Origin of the sequence: Motiliproteus sp. MSK22-1 (assembly GCF_001968815.1) — a bacterium.
In the GTDB taxonomy this organism is placed as follows: Bacteria; Pseudomonadota; Gammaproteobacteria; order Pseudomonadales; family Balneatricaceae; genus Motiliproteus.
Map to the genome: position 1 here is coordinate 267,318 of NZ_MIEQ01000044.1, position 15,288 is coordinate 282,605.

A 15,288-nucleotide genomic window follows, 5' to 3' on the forward strand; every position below is an offset into this window, starting at 1 on the left:
TAATAGATTGATATTATTGATCAATAATGGGTAGCATGAAAAACAGACAAGACAAAGAAACGGTCTCTGTAGAGCAGTTGATTTTTTAACCGATTAACGTACTTACGCAGTTCAATTTCACCGATATCCAGACTATTATTTATGATAAGGATGTCCCTTCAATATCGTCCAGGCACGGTACAGTTGCTCAGCCAGCAGTACTCGGACAAGAGGATGGGGCAGCGTCAAAGGTGATAATGACCATTTCAGATCTGCTCTTGCTAAGCAACGACTATCCAGACCATCAGGTCCACCAACCAATAAGCTGATATCCCCCCCTTCCATTTGCCAGGATGTGAGTTGCTCGGCCAGCTGTTCTGTGGACCAGGGCTTTCCCTTCACGTCCAAAGCGATGACCCTATCCTTAGGGGCAATCGCTGATAGCATCAGGTCCCCTTCCTTTTGAATTGCCCTGGAAAGATCCGCCCCCTTACCCCGGTGTCCCAAAGAAAGCTCCTGCAACTGCAAAGAAATTTCCTTGGGAAAGCGCTTCTGATACTCAGCGTAGCCTTCCTCGACCCAGCCGGGCATCTTCGTACCTACGGTAATCAGTTTTATCCGCACTGACTAAGCCTCTTTAAATACACTTAAGTCTCCTAAAAGATCTAGGCTTCTTCCAGCGCATCGGTCCCCCAAAGACGCTCAAGATCATACAGAGCACGACTCTCAGGTTGCATGACATGAACAACGACGTCTCCAAGATCAACCAAAGCCCATTCGGCGGAATCCAGGCCTTCTGTTCCGACCAGCTCTACGCCCGCCTTTTTTGCTTCCGCAACCACATTCTCAGCAACCGCTTTTACATGCCGATTCGAAGATCCACTGGCGATTAACATATAATCGGTGACGCTGCATTTCCCGCGCACATCTAAAAGCACAATATCTCTTGCCTTCAGGTCTTCAAGAGCAGTGCTAACCAATTTGATCAACTTCTTTGTTTGCATAATACCTCTATTTCTAAATCTGTTTCAGCTGTTGAAACAAATCGTTATTTTACCTATAAAGTCCTTGCTCACGGATATGTTTCCACACCTGATCAGGAATAAGATAGCGGGGGGATTGATTAGTTCGAATTAACTCACGTATTCGGGTCGCAGATATATCCACCGGGGTCAGGCGGTGCATCAGCAAACAGCCACAGGGTGTCGAACGAATTGATTCAGGGCTTTGAACGCTATAGCGCCGGCACCAATCCTCAAGATGGTGACCGAGACTGATTTCCCACCCCGGCCGTTGCACTACCAGAATATGAGCCAATTCCAGAAATTCATCCCAACGGTGCCAACTTGACAAGGTCAGGAAAGAATCCATTCCCATAACCATTGAAATACTGGTCTGCTGCCCTAACTCCTGACGCAATGACTCCAGCGTATTAATGGTGTAGGAGGGTTCACTGCGCTGAATTTCACGATCGTCAACACTCAACCCGGCCTCACCCTCAACAGCAAGCCTGATCATCTCAAGTCGTTGTTGTGCATTGCTTCCGGGTTGTTCTCTGTGGACTGGAATGTGACAGGGAATTAGCCGCACTTCATTCAGATCCAATAACTGCCGGATTTCTAGAGCAGTACGTAGATGGCCGTTATGAATTGGATCAAACGTCCCCCCCATAAAGGCAACAGCTTCAGTCATTAAGGCCTGACTCCCTAGACGCGGACGCCCTGATGCTACTGGCGAATATGGCCGTCACCTAATACAACATATTTCTGAGAGGTAAGCCCTTCCAGACCTACCGGTCCGCGAGCGTGAATCTTATCGGTTGATATTCCGATTTCAGCCCCTAAACCATACTCAAAACCATCGGCAAATCGTGTTGAAGCATTAATCATCACCGAACTGGAATCAACCTCAGTCAAAAAGCTCCGCCCACTGGTGTAGTTCTCGGTAACAATCGAATCCGTATGATGAGAACCATAGCGGTTAATGTGCAGGATTGCCTCATCCATCGAGTCAACAATCTTAATCGATAAAACAGGGGCAAGGTACTCAGTAGTCCAATCCTCTTCATTAGCGGCAACAAGGCTACCCTCACCTCCAGCAATAGCGCTTTTATCAGCAAGAACGGCAAACGTCGCTTCACAGCCCCGCAACTCCACACCTTTTTGCCGGTAAACGTCAGTCAGATCCGGCAAAATAAGATGCGCAACATCGCGATGCACCAATAATGTCTCCATAGTGTTACAGGTACCATAACGATGCGTCTTTGCATTAATCGATATATTCAGTGCCTTTTCAAGATCTGCGTCCTTGTCGATATAAACATGGCAAATACCGTCAAGGTGCTTAATAACGGTAACCTTGGCATCACGACTGACACGCTCGATAAGACCTTTACCCCCTCTTGGAACAATAACATCCACATATTCAGGCATGGTGATCAGTTCACCTACAGCCTCACGATCAGTGGTTTCAACCACCTGAACCGCATTCAGAGGTAAACCGGCTTCAGCTAAGCCAGCACAAATACATTCAGCAATAGCCTGGTTGGAGTGAATCGCCTCTGAACCACCCCGCAAAATCGTTGCATTACCGGATTTCAGACATAAGCTGGCTGCCTCACAGGTTACATTCGGACGGGACTCATAAATGATGCCAATAACGCCCAGAGGAACACGCATTTTGCCAACCTGTATACCAGATGGCATATAATTCATATCAGTAATACCACCGACAGGGTCTGGCAAACCGGCAACCTGCTCCAAGCCTTCGATCATACTGTCAATACGCTCACTATTGAGCTCCAATCGATCCAGCATTGCCGGTTCCAAACCGCGCTCGCGGGCTGCTTCCAGATCTTTTTGGTTTGCTTCCATCAGAGTCTCACGAGACGCATTAATCGCTCGAGCCATCGCCAACAATGCAGAATTTTTCATTCCCGTATTGGCTTTATTCAGCAAACTCGCGGCTTCCCTGGCCTGTTGACCAAGCTGGCGCATGTATTCTTTGACGTTCATCGGTGTATCTTCTCCTCAACAATCTCGCCATTATAACCTGCGCCTCCCTCTTGCGGATATGCAAAATTGGGCGAGGGTCGGCAAATTTTCACCCTTTTTGACCCGGTTATTCGAAACCTCAGGGCAATTTGGTATATATCGGTCAACAAATGCAACAAGAGGTGGTTACCCATTGACAACAAATTGATACTATTTCGCCCTGAACAATCAGCTCAGGCGCCGTTGGATCTATCCAATGGTAAATGGAGATATCAATCTAAATCTTTTTCAACAACAGAGGCAATTAGTTAAGCTATTTAACGAGACTCCTTTACCGAGGCAATCGTTCAAATGGCCTGGATACGGATTTTTCCAACCAGATCTGTATTATATGGGTAGCCTCCCAGGACAACGAATGACTTATGCACAAGCGCTCTGATTCACTGCAACCAGCTGTCGTCCGTCGATTTTCCGTTACCAGTAAACTCCTTACCCTGCTCACCCTTATCGCAGTGTGTTCGGGTCTGATTCTTTTTGATCAGCTCTCTCGAAATCTGAAACAACTAAACCAGTCTCAGCTGGATACTTTGGGTAACTCTATAGCCGCTCAGTTAGCCCTTAACAGCGGCCCGCTAATCCTCGGGCGCGATTGGGTCAGTCTGAATATCAGCCTTAAACAGCTGACAGATGACCCCCAGATTCAGGGAGCAGAGATAACAGGAAACAAAGGAGAAATGATTGCCCAGGCCGGTCAGCCGATCGGGCAACAATACGAACACCGTATCCAGAGCAGCAGTACCTCACTCGGTCAGCTACGACTTTACCTCTCAGACAAACCCCTGCAATCTGCCTCCAACAAAGTAATACAGAATCTCGGGCTAATACTACTGGCCTGCGTTGGATTATCAATACTGGCTGCCTGGCTGTTTTCCCGTCACCTGACCTCTCCCATAAAGGCCCTGGAACGAGCCGCTATGCAAATTCAGGAAGGATTGGATATCAACCACCTGGATGATTCTCGCAGTGATGAGTTTGGCAGCATTAATCATATGCTGAACCAGCAATTTGCATATGATGAGGAGCTTGATGAACAGCAAGCAAGTGCTGAAGAAGATCTTGAACCTGAGGATGACCTACAATCAGAATTCGAAGACTCTGAATTGCCCACCCGGGTAGAGAATATTCAGCCAGTTGAGCCGGAGAACGACATGGTTCTCCAGCCGCAGGATCCACCCTTTGAGCTGGACACCGAAGCGTCGAGGGAAGAATCAAAACCTTTTTTCCCTTCCCCAAAGGCTAACGTCGCTAAGCCCACACTGATTGATGCGCTGTCTTCAACCCAGAACCCTGACACGGCCAAGACAACTACTGCTTATTCAGCAGACCATGAGCACGATCAAACAACAGCAAAGTTGTCTTACCTGCTTTACATTAACCAAAAAGATAGCAGCAGTAATGCTCTAGAGCCTGAAGAACGCAGCAATCTGCTTCAAATTTATCGGCAGATTTTTGAGCAGGCATGCGTGTTATATAAAGGTCATATTTATCAGGATGACCAAGAAAACTGGTTCGCCTTGTTCAGACACCTTGAAGGAAAAAATTCCGTCGAGCCTGCAAGTGCGGCAATCACAAACAACTCAGATAACAACCGCTCTGAAAACTCTATCAATCACGGCATCAGCGCACTCTGCGCCGCACAGTTATTCAAAGGCCTTTATCGGGGACTGAACCAGCACCGAATTCATCAGTTCAGACCAGTATTAAACCTTAAGATGTCATTAGTCTGTGGCAGCAAGGAGCAGGCGCAGATGGTGGCACAGGCCCAGCAGCTCAGCCTCTCCGTTGAAACTAACGAGCTTATTACGGACCAACGGCTCTACTCAATGGAGCCGATAAACTCTCGCATGCTGGCAAATGGCCAGTATAAAAAGGCTAACGATAGTACCTATCTGGTATCATCCTTATCCAGTGATTTCCAGGACCTCATTGATCGGCAGGTAGAACACTTCCTTCATCCCCAGCAAGAAAACCTGGATCAGTGATTAACTCTGATGATTAACTCTAACATTAACACTGCTAGGGAACCTGCTAATAAGTAAGTTGCTGATGTTCTCAGCGAGTCCTGGAATAGCTGGATGCGCGAAAGACAGTGCGGCGGAATGTGGAGTCCTTTCCAAGCTGTCTGACAAAGCATGCGGTCATTCCAGGGCTCGCCCTTTGAGATCCAAGGGACCTGTTGGTAGGTTCCCTGCTTATTTCTAACACAGGCCGGGGATGATCAGGGAAATGAACAGTCAGTTCAGGAAATACGTTAATACGGTATAAATACGTTGATACCCTGCAATGCTGCTTAGAAATGGCTAAACAGCAAACCTGGGACTGGAAAACCAGCAGTTAATCAGCCCTCTATTCAAGAATCCCTTCTTTATACTATCCCTTCTTTAAGCTAAGAACTGGCCGTGTAGGTTTTGGTCTGTCAGGCTTCTGTGGCCGAATATCCCTATCCTTTTGCTTCCGGCAATAATCGGCTCCCTGGCGTATCAATGTGGCAAGTGCGGGTGCTGAAATATCTCTGGGTACGGAAATGGGGATCACAGCGCTCGGCTCACTGAACCTGCCTTCAATCTGTAGGCAAAGACCGCTGCTATGTTTGACCTGCATACTGGGACGATCCAATTCCCAATGCCCTAAATTACTCATATCTATTATTCCATTTTAGTAATGCTGATTTTTCACTCTGATTAAAGCTCCACCTTGTTTCCAAATAATGAAATCACCGACTACACCTCAAATAAGCATCAGATAACCTGGGGGATTATGAGAGGCCCAGTGGCCATTAATTCAGTACGACTTGGCTGTGGGACAACCGATTTTACTGCATCATTGAGTACATACGCATCTATTATTTTTATCGATTCTTCTCTCTCTAACCTATTTGTTCCAGCGAGCAACCAACTGATTGTTTTCGCCCCTTACAGCATCACCCCGATTCAAAGCATACTGCCTGCTGCAATAGCATGATAACTACCCATAATACGCAGCATGATCGTAGTAGGATGACCCTTATGTCACTAAGCAGGCCTTTTCCTAAACGAGCCATATCCCAGGAACAAGAGAAATGATGAGGTTTAACCGAATGGACATTATTTACGGGTAACGTCTATCTTGTACAGAAGTTTTGTCGGAACCTGTTCAGCAAAAGCAGTATAAAGCTCAGCATGGATTTATAAGATTACAAACATTTACACCTGGAAGCCGACAATAAACATACCTTTTGGTAAAATATTTCATAAAAATTTGCTACCAATGACCTTAGGCATTTACTCAGACAACAGTATTCGCTAAAACTCACCGCAGATAATCTTTCCCTTACTCCACGGAGCCTAACAATGTCACCACGCATTGCTCGAAGCGCAGAAGATGCTGTTTCTTCTGTTGAAAATGATGAAGCCATCTGGGTCCATAGCATGGCTGCAACCCCCAGCGTATTGCTGAAGGGGCTTGCCAATCATGCGCTCTCTCGCACCAACCTCACGTTGTTACAACTCCATACCGAGGGGTCAGAGATGTTGGTCAAACCGGAGATGCGGGGTCATATCCGTTGTCGTTGTTATTTTGTATCGGCAGCAACACGAAAGGCTGTTCAGGAAGGACACGCAGACTATGTACCTATGCTGCTGGCAGAGATTCCAAAACTAATCCGACGCGGCGAACAACCGGTTGACACAGTACTGGTACAAGTCAGTCCCCCAGATCTGCATGGTAACTGCTCTCTGGGTATTTCTGTTGAAGCCACCCACGCAGCCCTGGAAAAAGCCGGGAAAATCATTGCACATATCAATCCGAATATGCCCCGGACTCATGGGGACGGAATCATCGCCTATAAGGACTTTCATACGGTATACGAGAAACAAACTCCTATCAGCTGCCACAAACCAGCCGAACAGAACGAGATATATCGGGCAATTGGTTCTCACGTAGCCAGCTTGGTAGAAGATAGAGACTGCCTGCAAACAGGTATCGGTGCAATTCCGGATGCGGTACTGGCATGCCTGGGAGACAGAGAAGACCTGGGAATACACACTGAAATGTTCTCTGATGGCGTATTACCTCTGGTAGAAAAAGGTGTCATTACCGGAGCCTACAAGAAAAATCATCCAGGAAAAATCGTCACATCCTTTGTTATTGGCAGTCAAAAACTCTATAACTTTGTCGATGACAACCCGATGGTAAGGTTTCTTGATACAGAGTACGTCAACGATATGCGCAGTATTTACCGCAACCCAAAAGCGATGTCGATCAACAGCGCCCTTGAAATCGATCTAACGGGACAAGTTTGTGCAGATTCCATTGGCTCAAAGATCTACTCCGGCTTTGGTGGTCAGATTGACTTCGTACGGGGTGCTTCATTATCAAAAGGAGGGCGCGGTGTTATCGCCTTACCTTCAACTGCGGCGGGAGGAAAACTATCACGAATCACCACCACTTTGAGCGAAGGTGCAGGAGTGGTCACAAGCCGCGCACATGTTCATTATGTTGCAACAGAGTACGGCATCGTGAACTTGCGGGGACGCAGCCTGCGCGAACGGACACGAGATCTGATCAATATAGCCCACCCGGATTTTCGTGAAGAACTTAATCGACAAGCTTTCGAAAAACTCCATATCAACTTGAACTAACACCCGGGAAATTTGTTGCGACTGTCGTACAATAAGTGGGGATACAAACCCTATTACGCGGGTATAGGAGCACAATTCATACCCGCATATTGCCAATAAAATTAACCAGTATCCTGGCTTGTTCAGCTGACTAAGGTACCCGAACAGGTCCTTTGGGCCTCAGACCAGTATTTATACACCAGCCCACCCGCCTATTCCGATGAACCGTGCTATACCTAAGGAACAGGTTGAAGAACCTCGTCATTTCGCTGCACAGCCATACTAGCTTCAGGCCATTCTAGAGTGCGCAGAGAATATACAAAAATCAGCCAAAGATTCATTAAGATATTTTCTGTAAATGATTTACCAGTATCAGTTCCGTTACATATCTGGCAAAAAACATTGGATACTCAGGTCAACAATGCGTGAATTTATCCGACACCCTTCAGATATCCCTATCAGTATCTGCAGCAATTGCAGCCCTGATGTAAAAAACAACTGTCTAAAGAATATCAGCCTTGGCGGGCTATGCATTAGCACAAAAAATTATATAGAGCCTGGATGCGTTATCTGTATCAAAATCCAAGTATTAGACCAGCCTTGTGAAACCACCGGAATTGTTGCCTGGTGCAAAAACAAAAAAAATAAAGGCTATGAAGTAGGCATAAAACTCGAGAACAGTGCTGCCGAAGACTCTATTCGAATGGTCGAACAAGTCTGTCATATCGAGCACTATCGGAGAAATGTATTAAAAAAAGAAGGTCGAAGACTGAACAGTGAGGAGGCTGCCAAAGAGTGGATAACACTTTTTGCGGATAAGTTTCCAAGGTAGGCCTGATACCCTTTTTCGATGTAACAGATCAGGCCTTGTTCAGGCCTTAGCTGCATCGGATGCCTTGGTGACATTATGAATTGATTTCTCCTCATCACATAACCAATGAGTACGAACACCTTTAAACCACGCCCACGCATAAAACAAACAAAGCGCAAAAATGCCCCATTGCTCTGCTTGCCAGGCACTATAAAACCAAAACGGCTGACCCGCTAAACCAAATAAGCAGGCATAACGTCGCCGCTTCGGACAGCAGTCCTGACTAAGCCAAATCGCGATAACGCCTGTAAATGCAATAGCTAACTGTTCCATACAACACCTGCTGACCTAACAACGGTCACTTTTACTCCCCGCTGTCGGAGGATTATTTTTATTAGAACCAAAGGATACTAGGCGAGATTTTATTGAACTTCAATTCAAAAATGACCACCTTTTGCCTTTACAATGATAATCTCTGGAACAAACAGGCCTGGAGACTGTTATTTGCGGAGCAACCAAAGTGCAAACCGGCCCCCAAAACGGGAAAACAGCACTAACGCAACTTGCTCCACCCTCTTGAAAAACACTATTCAGGTACAATTATACTCAGGGCACTTCATGCCTCATCTGAGTCAGATACGAATGGCTCAACTGTATGAGTGGCTCAATTAAGAGTTACAGAACGACTCATCCGCCAAGGGTGAAATTCCCTGAAGGAATCGCACAAATGTCCATACCCAGCCAAACTGAAACAAAAGCCTCTCTTGTCCGGTGGGATCCTCGGAAGATCACCGAATGGTTAATGAAAGCGGGTCGGGGGATCACCAGTGCAGATCAACTAACAGCTGAATTGGGCCGACTCCTGGTGGAGGCCGGTGCGCCTGTTTATAGAATTAGAATTGGACTACGAACCATTCACCCTCTGGTCGTAGGTTCTGCTTACACCTGGTGGCGAGACAAAGTCGATGTAGAGGCCTACAACCCTCCTCATGGAATTATGGAATCAGCGGACTATATAGACAGCCCCATTGAATGCGTTCACCAGACCGGACAACCTTTTCGTCGTTATCTTGAAGATGCTTCAGCAGATGAACTGCATTCGACGTTGGCCACTCTTAAGGCAAGCGGAGCAACCGACTATTTAGCTATCCCACTCAAGTTTGTATTTGACGATCTTCCTACCCCATTGATATTTGTTACTGATCGATTAGGCGGATTCAGTCCTCAGGACATCGAAAGCTTTAACCAAATAGCGCTATTTCTCGCCCCGGTATTGGAAGTACACTCCCAACATATGACCTCTCACGCTTTATTAGAAACCTATTTAGGGCCAAGAACTGGTCAAAAAGTCCTAAGCGGTCAAATTAAGAGGGGGGATGCGGAGCTCATCGAGGCGGCAATCTGGTACAGCGATATGCGGGACTCTACCGCAATAACTGAAGTACTAAGCCACGACCAGCTACTAAAACTGCTTAATCGCTATTTTGAAGTCATTACCAAGGCCGTGACCAACCACGGCGGCGAAGTACTCAGATTTATTGGAGATGCTATGCTGGTTGTGTTTCCCACCGACAAGCAACGAAACCTGATACAAGCCAGGAAAGCCGCTCTTGCAGCGGCGAAAGACGCTCATATTGAAATTCAACGAATAAACCCCCTGCTCGAAAAAGAAGGCCTTCCCTCCATTCGCTATGGCCTGGGACTGGATGTGGGCGAAGTCGTCTATGGTAACGTTGGCGCACCGGATCGCTTGGACTTCACTGTGCTTGGTTCGGCAGTCAATCGGGCAGCTCGGATTGAAAACCTTACCAAGGAGGCTGGTTGTTCTTTGCTGGTATCTGAACAGTTCGCCAGTCAGCTGGGTGACACCTTTACCTGGCTTGGTGACTATAAGGTTGCTGGAGTTGAAGTTCCATTGTCAGTGTATTGCGCCTACTGTGATTCACCATAACCGGCTTAATCAACCAAAGAACCTGCAATAATTTTGTTACACACCCTTTAGCTGGCTGCTGTTATCACGACATTTTTAACGGATCTGCAGAAAATCAGCACGCCAGAGCCCGCTGTTGGAAACATTCGGAACAGATGCAAAGCAAGACGAATTCCATCATGGGACCAAGGCCAACATGACCCTTTAAACCCTGGCTGATTTAAAAATCAGCTACCCTTGCTAAAGGGTGCAACATGAAAGGTAGACCAAAGGATCGTCACTATGCATGAAACCTTCTTTCTCGTCCTTGGCCTAGCGGGACTGCTTACCGTTTCGAGCTTACTGTTGCCATTAGCCAATCGCATCAATTTTCCATATACCGTATTGCTGGCTTTGGCTGGCAGTATGCTCGGAATGCTTGTCCTGGTATTGGATGACAGTCAACACACAGGGTTAGTGGCTGATTTGCTCAGCTCTCTCAGAGTTCTGGATATTACATCTGAAGTGGTATTTTTTGTCTTCCTCCCTGCGCTGATTTTTGAATCTGCCTTAAATATCAATGTTCGTCACTTAGCAGCGGACCTCGGCCCTATTCTGCTCCTGGCCATTATCGGCTTGCTGATCTCTACCTTAGTTGTCGGGTTTTCAGTATGGAGCATTTCCACTATGAGCCTGGTGGCCTGTCTCCTGATTGGTACTATTGTTTCAGCCACTGATCCCATCGCTGTCATTTCAATCTTTAAAAGTCTGGGAGCTCCCAAGCGATTAACTATTCTGGTTGAGGGTGAGAGCCTGTTTAACGACGCTACCGCGATTGTGCTGTTTACTATTCTGGCGGCAATACTGGTAGAGGGATCAAAAGCCAGTTTTTTAGATGCTACCGGTCGCTTTCTGGTGGTGTTCCTGGGTGGAATTCTGGTCGGTTTGATTGCCTCTCTGATCATCGCCTCAATCATTGGCCGTATACGCAACCTTCCCCTGGTTGAAATTACGCTGACTATTTGTCTGGCATATCTGACATTTCTCTGGGCCGAACACTATCTTCATGTATCAGGCGTAATGGCTGTGGTTACAGCAGGTTTGGTCATCAACTCCTATGGCCGTACTCAGGTTTCCCCTGAAACCTGGAGTACCTTGACGGACACCTGGGAGGAACTGGCGTTCTGGGCCAACTCTCTTATCTTCTTTCTGGTTGGCTTATTAGTCCCAGGTTTACTGTCAAACATGTCCGGTGCCAGTGCCATCACCCTGCTGACACTCACCATCACCGCTTTTTTGGCTCGCGGGCTGGTTCTATTTGGAGTATTACCTTGCCTGAACCGATTGGGCTGGAGTCAGAAGATCAGCATGGCTTTTCGTACGGTAATGCTTTGGGGAGGTCTGCGCGGTGCCGTCTCTCTCGCGCTGACACTGGTCATACTGGAAACCCCAGGAATAGAATCAGAGATCAAAGAATTTGTTGCTGTACTGGTTACCGGGTTCGTATTAATTACCCTATTCGTCAATGCCCCTACCATGGGAATGCTAATGCACTGCTTTAAACTGGACCAGCTACCCTCCATTGAACAAGCGATCCGCTGTAAAGTAATGGCCTTATCCCTCACTCACATAGGGAAGGATCTGGAAAAAGCGGCCCAACAGGACCAAATCAGCGACTCAATCACGGCTGAAGTATCTAAAGACTACCAACAACGGCTATCCGATATAAGAGCAACAATGGCCGAAGTTGGCCCTCTCTCCAAAGACATCGTGCAGACTGTTGGCTTAACCACATTGATTAATCACGAGCGCCAACTGTATCTGAAACGGTTTTCAGAAGGGCTGATATCGGCAGCGATTGCTCGTATCTTACTCGCCTTAGCAGATAATTTGCTTGATAGCCTCAAAGCCAATGGCGTAACCGGCTACCATCAGGCCGCACATAGGCCCTTGGGATTCGGAACACTGATGAAAGCGATGTTGATGTTACATCATCACACTGGCGTAACACGCCCTCTGGCCAAATTACTCGCTGATCGTTTCGAGGTATTGCGGACAATCAAAGCGGTTGTGCGAACACTGATTAAATACGCTCAGGATAAAATTCCACCACTGCTTGGTGAACAGGCAGCTACACAACTGATTGAATACCTCGAATACCGCCTAGATAAAACTCAACAGGCCCTGCATTGCCTTGAACAACAGTACCCGGACTATGCTGAAACTCTGCAAAAAAGATATTTGAATCGAGTCGCTTTACAGCTTGAAGAAACGAGCTACCAACGCATGCTGGAAGAGCGAACTATAAGCCAGGAAATGTTCAACGACCTCATTCGTGATCTGGACAAACACTCTCACACTCTTGATCAACAACCTCGTCTGGATCTCGGCCTGGAGCCAGAAAAACTAGTTGCTCAGGTACCCTTTTTTGCCGACTTGCCAGCAGACCGCCTATCCATTATCGCCAAGCAACTTAAACCCTTGCTGGTGCTTCCGAATGAACAAATAATCACCAAAGGGGAGACTGGAGACGCCATGTATTTCATTTCCAGTGGAGCGGTTATGGTTGAAATCGGATCTCAACCCAAGTGGCTGGGTAGTGGCGATTTCTTTGGCGAGATAGCACTGCTCACACAAGAACCACGCAGTGCCACTATCACGACAAAGTCCTATTGCCAGTTGCTTGAGTTACGGGTCAAGGATTTTCATGCCCTGTTAGATAATTTTACCGATCTGAGAAACTGCCTTACCGAGGCAGCCAGCCAACGCCTGGAAGCTGAACCACTGGTGCGTAAAGTACCTTTTTTTGCAGAACTGGATAAACAGCACATATCTGAAATAGCAAAAATGCTCCACCCCCGGCTAGCCGCTCCAAATGAAAAAGTTGTTTGTAAAGGAGATCCTGATGATACGCTGTATTTTATCGCCTCTGGCATGCTGGAGGCTTTAGTAGAAACGGAGATCAAACAACTAGGCCCTGGCGACTTCTTCGGAGAGATAGCGTTACTCACCCATGCCCGACGCACTGTCGATGTCGTAGCAACCCAATACAGCCAACTGTTGGCATTAAGGTCGGAAGACTTCCAACATTTTTTATCAACCAGCCCTAATCTTCGCAAGCGAATTCACCAAGTTGCCCGAGAGCGTCTGGGGGTCGATGTATAAAGTAAAATCAAACGAACAAGCAGGGTTAGCCCTTTGAGGGCCTCAATAAATAACCATTACAGCAAAGGCGGCAATCTAAAAAGACACTAGTGTCCACGAAGGACGAGTTCACCCGTTCTTTGACGTAATATCCAAGTCATAGGAACTGCTATCAACCCACACAGGTAAGCGATAATCGAGGCGGTTGAAGCAGGTATAAAATGACGCAGCAAGTCTGCAAAGAAACTGTAATTGGTTCCTACCTTTCCGTAATCCCATTCCCACCAGAACAGCACTGCCGCCAGCGCCAGGTTAAATGCAAAACCTACATGAGCTGTCAGTTTTTTATCCATGCTTTTCTCGTAGTAGATCCAATCAACCTGCAGTAACCTGATGTAAGCCTGCGTTGTATAATTAACAATTATGGAGACTTCCTGAACAGCTCACAGCCAAGGTATGACAGCCCCCCGATTAAACCGATTTTTCCGGTAATATCGCTTCCCCCTCAGCCTTAAGAACTGCTCTGTCTGCCTTAGAAATGTAGCCTGGTTTGGCTTTATTCTGGACCTTAGCTTTAGCCTTCTTGTCTTTTTTCTGAAGGATCTGTTTAATTTTCTTTCGGCGATTCATAGAGGTTATTAACATTCTGACTTTAAGGGTGTTGGAATGTAGTCTCAATACGGCCTGGATTCAAGAAAATATCCGCGACTGGGTATATCAGCCTCTTATTAGCCGCATCGGTAATAATATTTATTACGCTCAGGGCCTATGACCTTTTGATAATCCCGACCACAAACAACAATAATACAGCGCCCACTGTTGCTGTCACTATTGAACCGATTAGCCCACCCGCTGATATGCCAAGTAAACCAAATACAAAACCACCTAATACCGCCCCGACAATACCAACAACAATATTACCAATCAGACCGAAACCACCCCCTTTCATCAACGTTCCCGCTAACCAGCCTGCGACGGCACCTATCGCCAAAAAAACAATCAGTCCTGTTACGCTCATGACTTCACCTCGGTTGCGAATAAATCGGTTGCGAATAAAACAGTTACACTGCAAGTAACAACCCAACAGCTATTCAAACAATCCAGATCAGCATCAACCAAACAGGAGCTGTGGGAAGGCTCGAATGATAAATACTTCAATAGAAACATTCCTTAGGAACCTTATGGTAGATATCGGCCTTCCCGCTAAAAACTGAAGTTAGCGCAGCTTAATGGCTAGTCGTAATTTATAATCAAGTATTGTTTAATCTCAGCTTTATCGGGATGCTGATCAAGCCAGTTCTTAAACTCATCAACCTTGGAAAAGTCCTCATCACCAAACAATGCGATATATTTGGATTTCACCAATTGTTGCTGCCGTTGCTGACGAATATTTCTTTGCCACTCATCAGTAAAAATTTTTGGTAGCTTTTCATGCAGTTCCAGCTGTTTCAGTAGTCGCCATTCACCATTATCCAGCCATGCTTCATCACAACCACTACAGAGATCAATACGGTTATTATTTTCCAGACCAATACGGAACTTCGTCATCATACGTCCGCACTTCGGACACAGCTGAGCAGTGTGATTATCATCAACCTCATCTCCTCCGCTTTCAACCCTCAAGCCCTCAACTTTCTCCACTTCATGAACGGCACTATGATGCTCTGACCAATGCCGATAATTCAGCAGCGACAGCAAAGCGCCGCCGCACTTTTTACAACTGGCCGCCAACAAGTCAGGTTCCAGCAACTTGGGTTCGAGTCGATATCCTTTACATTGTGGACAGTGCATATT

At 46.7% G+C, this 15,288-nt stretch carries 14 protein-coding genes; 5 read left to right on the top strand and 9 right to left on the bottom strand.

The window, feature by feature from the left end; genetic code table 11:
* Positions 1-135: 135 nt before the first annotated feature.
* The 4 genes from rlmH to BGP75_RS11795 are packed head-to-tail and all read right to left on the bottom strand — an operon-like array spanning position 136 to position 2,993.
* On the bottom strand, positions 136-603 hold the full coding sequence (rlmH, locus tag BGP75_RS11780) for a 23S rRNA (pseudouridine(1915)-N(3))-methyltransferase RlmH (protein ID WP_076718801.1): 468 nt from the start codon (positions 601-603) through the stop codon (positions 136-138).
* Positions 604-644: 41 nt separating this feature from the next.
* Entirely contained in the window at positions 645-983 is a 339-nt protein-coding gene (rsfS, locus tag BGP75_RS11785) for a ribosome silencing factor (protein ID WP_076718802.1), read from the bottom strand.
* Between the two features lie 49 nt (positions 984-1,032).
* On the bottom strand, positions 1,033-1,671 hold the full coding sequence (gene nadD / locus BGP75_RS11790) for a nicotinate-nucleotide adenylyltransferase (protein WP_076718803.1): 639 nt from the start codon (positions 1,669-1,671) through the stop codon (positions 1,033-1,035).
* A 35-nt stretch (positions 1,672-1,706) separates the two neighbouring features.
* Positions 1,707-2,993, bottom strand: a complete 1,287-nt coding sequence (locus BGP75_RS11795) for a glutamate-5-semialdehyde dehydrogenase (protein ID WP_076718804.1) — start codon at positions 2,991-2,993, stop codon at positions 1,707-1,709.
* Positions 2,994-3,394: 401 nt separating this feature from the next.
* Here BGP75_RS11795 and BGP75_RS11805 point away from each other — a divergent pair, with 401 nt between their 5' ends.
* The 3 genes from BGP75_RS11805 (at position 3,395) to BGP75_RS27740 (ending at position 8,462) form a co-directional block, all read left to right on the top strand.
* Positions 3,395-5,014 carry a HAMP domain-containing protein gene (locus BGP75_RS11805; protein WP_076718806.1) on the top strand — a complete coding sequence of 540 codons (1,620 nt, stop codon included), beginning with the start codon at positions 3,395-3,397 and terminating at the stop codon, positions 5,012-5,014.
* A 1,347-nt stretch (positions 5,015-6,361) separates the two neighbouring features.
* Positions 6,362-7,651, top strand: coding sequence for an acetyl-CoA hydrolase/transferase family protein (locus tag BGP75_RS11815; RefSeq protein ID WP_076718808.1), 1,290 nt, complete (start codon positions 6,362-6,364; stop codon positions 7,649-7,651).
* Between the two features lie 400 nt (positions 7,652-8,051).
* Positions 8,052-8,462 carry a PilZ domain-containing protein gene (locus BGP75_RS27740; protein WP_076718809.1) on the top strand — a complete coding sequence of 137 codons (411 nt, stop codon included), beginning with the start codon at positions 8,052-8,054 and terminating at the stop codon, positions 8,460-8,462.
* Positions 8,463-8,501: 39 nt separating this feature from the next.
* On the opposite strand, the gene BGP75_RS11825 is transcribed toward BGP75_RS27740, so the two are convergent.
* Positions 8,502-8,774, bottom strand: coding sequence for a hypothetical protein (locus tag BGP75_RS11825; protein ID WP_076718810.1), 273 nt, complete (start codon positions 8,772-8,774; stop codon positions 8,502-8,504).
* A gap of 394 nt (positions 8,775-9,168) precedes the next feature.
* Here BGP75_RS11825 and BGP75_RS11830 point away from each other — a divergent pair, with 394 nt between their 5' ends.
* On the top strand, positions 9,169-10,392 hold the full coding sequence (locus BGP75_RS11830) for an adenylate/guanylate cyclase domain-containing protein (RefSeq protein ID WP_076718811.1): 1,224 nt from the start codon (positions 9,169-9,171) through the stop codon (positions 10,390-10,392).
* A gap of 261 nt (positions 10,393-10,653) precedes the next feature.
* Positions 10,654-13,515, top strand: a complete 2,862-nt coding sequence (locus BGP75_RS11835; protein ID WP_076718812.1) for a cation:proton antiporter — start codon at positions 10,654-10,656, stop codon at positions 13,513-13,515.
* A gap of 86 nt (positions 13,516-13,601) precedes the next feature.
* Here the strand turns inward: BGP75_RS11835 and BGP75_RS11840 are convergent, their stop codons facing one another.
* The 4 genes from BGP75_RS11840 to BGP75_RS11855 all read right to left on the bottom strand — a co-directional run bounded on the left by BGP75_RS11840 (position 13,602) and on the right by BGP75_RS11855 (position 15,285).
* The gene (locus BGP75_RS11840; RefSeq protein WP_076718813.1) at positions 13,602-13,847 is read right to left on the bottom strand and encodes a hypothetical protein; all 246 of its coding nucleotides are present in this window, start codon (positions 13,845-13,847) and stop codon (positions 13,602-13,604) included.
* Between the two features lie 118 nt (positions 13,848-13,965).
* Positions 13,966-14,139: a DUF2986 domain-containing protein gene (locus BGP75_RS11845; RefSeq protein WP_369832124.1), complete on the bottom strand. Its 174-nt coding sequence runs from the start codon at positions 14,137-14,139 to the stop codon at positions 13,966-13,968.
* A gap of 121 nt (positions 14,140-14,260) precedes the next feature.
* Positions 14,261-14,512 carry a GlsB/YeaQ/YmgE family stress response membrane protein gene (locus BGP75_RS11850; RefSeq protein ID WP_076718815.1) on the bottom strand — a complete coding sequence of 84 codons (252 nt, stop codon included), beginning with the start codon at positions 14,510-14,512 and terminating at the stop codon, positions 14,261-14,263.
* A 215-nt stretch (positions 14,513-14,727) separates the two neighbouring features.
* Positions 14,728-15,285, bottom strand: coding sequence for a hypothetical protein (locus BGP75_RS11855; protein WP_076718816.1), 558 nt, complete (start codon positions 15,283-15,285; stop codon positions 14,728-14,730).
* Between the last annotated feature and the right edge of the window lie 3 nt (positions 15,286-15,288).